General features: G+C 78.4%; 2 protein-coding genes. One reads left to right on the plus strand and one right to left on the minus strand.

Annotated elements, in window-relative coordinates:
• Nucleotides 1-2: 2 nt before the first annotated feature.
• Entirely contained in the window at nt 3-2201 is a 2199-nt protein-coding gene (locus ABZS66_RS61030; protein ID WP_354774070.1) for a BTAD domain-containing putative transcriptional regulator, read from the minus strand.
• A gap of 158 nt (nt 2202-2359) precedes the next feature.
• On the opposite strand from ABZS66_RS61030, the gene ABZS66_RS61035 reads away from it, so the two are divergent.
• Nucleotides 2360-3408, plus strand: a 1049-nt coding sequence (locus tag ABZS66_RS61035; protein WP_354774072.1) for an AMP-binding protein, incomplete at its 3' end; no start/stop codon positions are given.

The raw sequence follows: 3408 nt of genomic DNA on the forward strand, positions 1-3408 counted from the left end.
CCTCACGAGCGGCTACCAGCGCCTCGACACGACCGCCTTCGACCAGGCCGGGCTGAGGTGGTCGTCCGCGGGACCCGGCCGCCCAGCCGCCGCAGGGCGCGCTCCAGGTGCCGCCGGGCCGCGCCGGCCTCCCCGAGCTGCTGGTGGGCCTCGCCGAGCACGCGCTCCCAGCGGGCCCGCAGCAGCGCCGGGGTGTCCGGGCGGTCCACCGCGGCGGCGAAGCACACCCGGACCTCGCGGAACCAGCCCTTCCGGCCGTACAGCGCCCACACCAGGCTCAGGTGCGCGTCGAGCGCCGCCGGGTCGGCGGTGCGGACCAGGAGGTCGGTCGCCACGCGCAGGTTCTCCGCGTCGGCCTCCGGCCACGCGTCGCCACCCCCGGCGGCGAGCAGCGCGGCGTAGTGCCCGGCGTGACGCCGCAGCGTCTCGGCCTCCTCGTCCGGGTCGGCGGCGAGGCGCTCGGCGGCGTACTGGCGCAGCAGCTCGTGCAGCTCGTAGCGGCCGTCCTCGCCCACGGCGACCAGCGACTGGTCGACCAGCCCGGCCAGCACCGCCAGCCCGGCGCCGGCCACCGCCTCGGCGGCGGCCAGGTCGAAGCCGCGGCGCAGCACGGACAGCCGGCGCAGGGCGCGGGCCTCCTCGTCGGTCAGGAACCGGCAGGACCAGTCGATCACCGAGCGCATGCTGCGGTGCCGCGGCTCCACGTCGGGCGCGGTGGTCGCGAGCAGGTCGAGGCCGGCGGCGAGCCGGTCGGCGATCGCGGCGGGGCCGGCCGAGCGCACCCGGCGGGCGGCGAGCTCGATGGCCAGCGGCATCCCCGCCACCAGCCGGCACAGGCGGCCGGCGGCCTCGGTCGCCTCGGCGGTCGTCAGGCCGGGGCGCAGGAGCCGGGCCCGCTCGACGAAGAGCCGGACCGCGTCGTAGCCCGCCGCGTCGGCGCCCGGCGGCGGGCACGCCAGGCCCCGCACCTCGACGAGCCACTCGGCGCCGAGCCCGAGCTGCCGCCGCGAGGTCGCCAGCACCGTCACGCCGGGCGCCCGGCGCAGCAGCTCGACGAGCACGCCGCCGGCGCCGCGCAGGTGTTCGAGGTTGTCGAGGACCAGCAGCAGCTCCCGGCCGGCGAGGTGGCCGGCGAGCACGTCGAGCGGGTCGCGCGGGACCGCGAGCGACAGGCCGAACGCGCGGGCCAGGTCGGTGACCACGAGATCGCCGGCCCGGTCGGCGCCGTCGGGGCCGTCCGATCCGGTGCCGGCGAACGACACGAACACCGCCCCGTCACGGTGCCGGTCCGGGCGGTTCGCGGCGGCCTCGACCGCCAGCCGGGTCTTGCCGGCCCCGCCGGGCCCGACCAGCGTGACGAGCCGGCACGCCGGGTCGGCCAGCAGCTCCCGCAGCCGGCGCAGCTCCTCGTCGCGCCCGATGAGCGTGGTGAGCGGCCGCGGCAGCTCGGGAACCTCCGTCGGGCCCGCGGTGAACGACTCCGCGCCGGCGATCTCGTCGCGCAGCGCGACGGTCGCCGCCGAGGGCTCGGCCCCGAGCTCCTCACGCAGCAGGTACCGGCAGGTCTCGTACTGCGCGAGCGCGGCGCTGCGCCGGCCGCCCAGCGCGAGGAACCACATCAGCGCGCGGTGCGCCTCCTCGTCGAGCGGGCTCAGCTCGAGCATGCGCCGGGCGACCTCGACCCCGGCGGCCGCGTCGCCGCCGTCGCGGGCCCGGCGCACCGCGCGGTCGACGACGGCGAGCATGTCCGCCCGGGCGACGGCCCGCCGGCCGGCCACCCACTCGTCGAACACCGGTGCCCCCGGCACCTCGAAGCCGTCGAGGAACTCGCCGCGGCACAGCCGGACGGCCGCCAGCAGGTCGCCGTCGTCGGCGTCCGCGGCGGCCCGGGCCACCTCCAGGGCGTCGACCCAGACCGGCGGGCCGTCCGGCGCCACCGTGTGCCGGCTGATCCGCAGGCGGCCCGGCACGACCCGGCGCAGCTTGGTGAGCACCAGCCGCAGGTTGGCCCGCGCGGCCGCCTCGGGCAGGTCGCTCCACAGCAGCCCGGCCAGCGCGGTGCGGGGGTGCGCGGTGCCGGTCACGGCGAGGTAGCACAGCAGCGCGGCCGCCTTGACGGACGCCAGCTCCGCGAGCGGGCGCCCGTCCACGGTCAGCTCGGCCCGGCCGAGCACGCAGATCCGCAGCTGCTTGTCGATCATCGCCACCGCCGTCGTCCAGCCGACCCTACCCGGCCGACGACCCGCACACGATCGGCAAACGAACCGCACACGGTGCGCCGCCACGATCCGGGGGTATGACTGTCACCGATCCCTTCCGAAGCCCCTTCCGAAGCCCCTTCCGAAGCCCTCTGCCCGGCGTGCCGGTGGGCGGGGCCACCGTACCGGCGTACGTCCTGCAGCAGGCCGAACGCCTCGGCGACAAGCCGGCCCTGGTCGACGGCCCGACCGGCCGGGCGATCAGCTACCGGGAGCTCGCGGCCGGCGTCGAGCGCGTCGCGGCCGGCCTGGCCGCCCGCGGGTTCGCGCCCGGGGACGTCCTGGCCGTGTACTGCCCCAACCGCCCCGAGTACGCCCTGGCCGCCTACGGGGCGATGGCCGCCGGCGGCACCGTCACCGGCGCGCACCCCCAGCTCACCGCGGACGAGCTGGCCTGGCAGCTCACCGACGCCCGGGCGCGGCTGCTGGTCACCGTGCCGGAGCTGCTGGAGCGGGCCCTGGCCGCGGCGAGGGTCGCCGGCGTCGCCGAGGTGCTCGTCATCGACGGCGACGGCACCGCGGGAGGCACACCGTTCGACACGCTGGCCGGCCACGGTCACCCGGCGGTACCGCACGACGCGGTCGCCGCGCTGCCGTACTCCAGCGGCACCACCGGGCTGCCCAAGGGCGTCGAGCTCACGCACGCGGCGCTGGTCACCAACGCCCGGCAGGCGCAGGCGGTGCTCGGGTTCGCCGCCGCCGACGTGGTCCTGGCCGTGGCGCCGTTCTGCCACGTCATCGGGATGAACCTGCTCCTGCCGTGCGGGCTGGCGGCCGGGGCGACCGTCGTCACCCTGCCCGCGTTCGACCTCGACGACTTCCTGCGGGCGATCCAGGAGTACCGGGCGACCGTGACGATCGTGGTCCCGCCGGTCGCGCGGGCCCTCGCCCACCACCCCGCCGTCGACCGGTACGACCTGTCGTCGCTGCGGAGCCTCGGCGTCGGCGCCGCCCCGCTCGACCCCGCGACCGAGCAGCGCTGCGCCGAAAGGCTCGGCTGCGTGACCAGCCAGGGCCTGGGCCTGACGGAGGCGGGCGCGCTGGTCGCCGTGGGCCCGGTCGACGCGCCGCGGCGCGGGGCGGGGGGCCGGCTGGTGCCGGGCCCCCCGCGGCGGGGGGGTTGGGGGGGGGGGGGGGGGAAGACGCCCCC

The organism is Dactylosporangium sp. NPDC005572 (assembly GCF_040605515.1).
GTDB lineage: Bacteria > Actinomycetota > Actinomycetes > Mycobacteriales > Micromonosporaceae > Dactylosporangium.

Coding starts and splice junctions, on each gene's coding strand:
- ABZS66_RS61030 (WP_354774070.1), bottom strand. CDS start 2,201: ATGATCGACAAGCAGCTGCGGATCTGCGTGCTCGGCCGGGCCGAGCTG.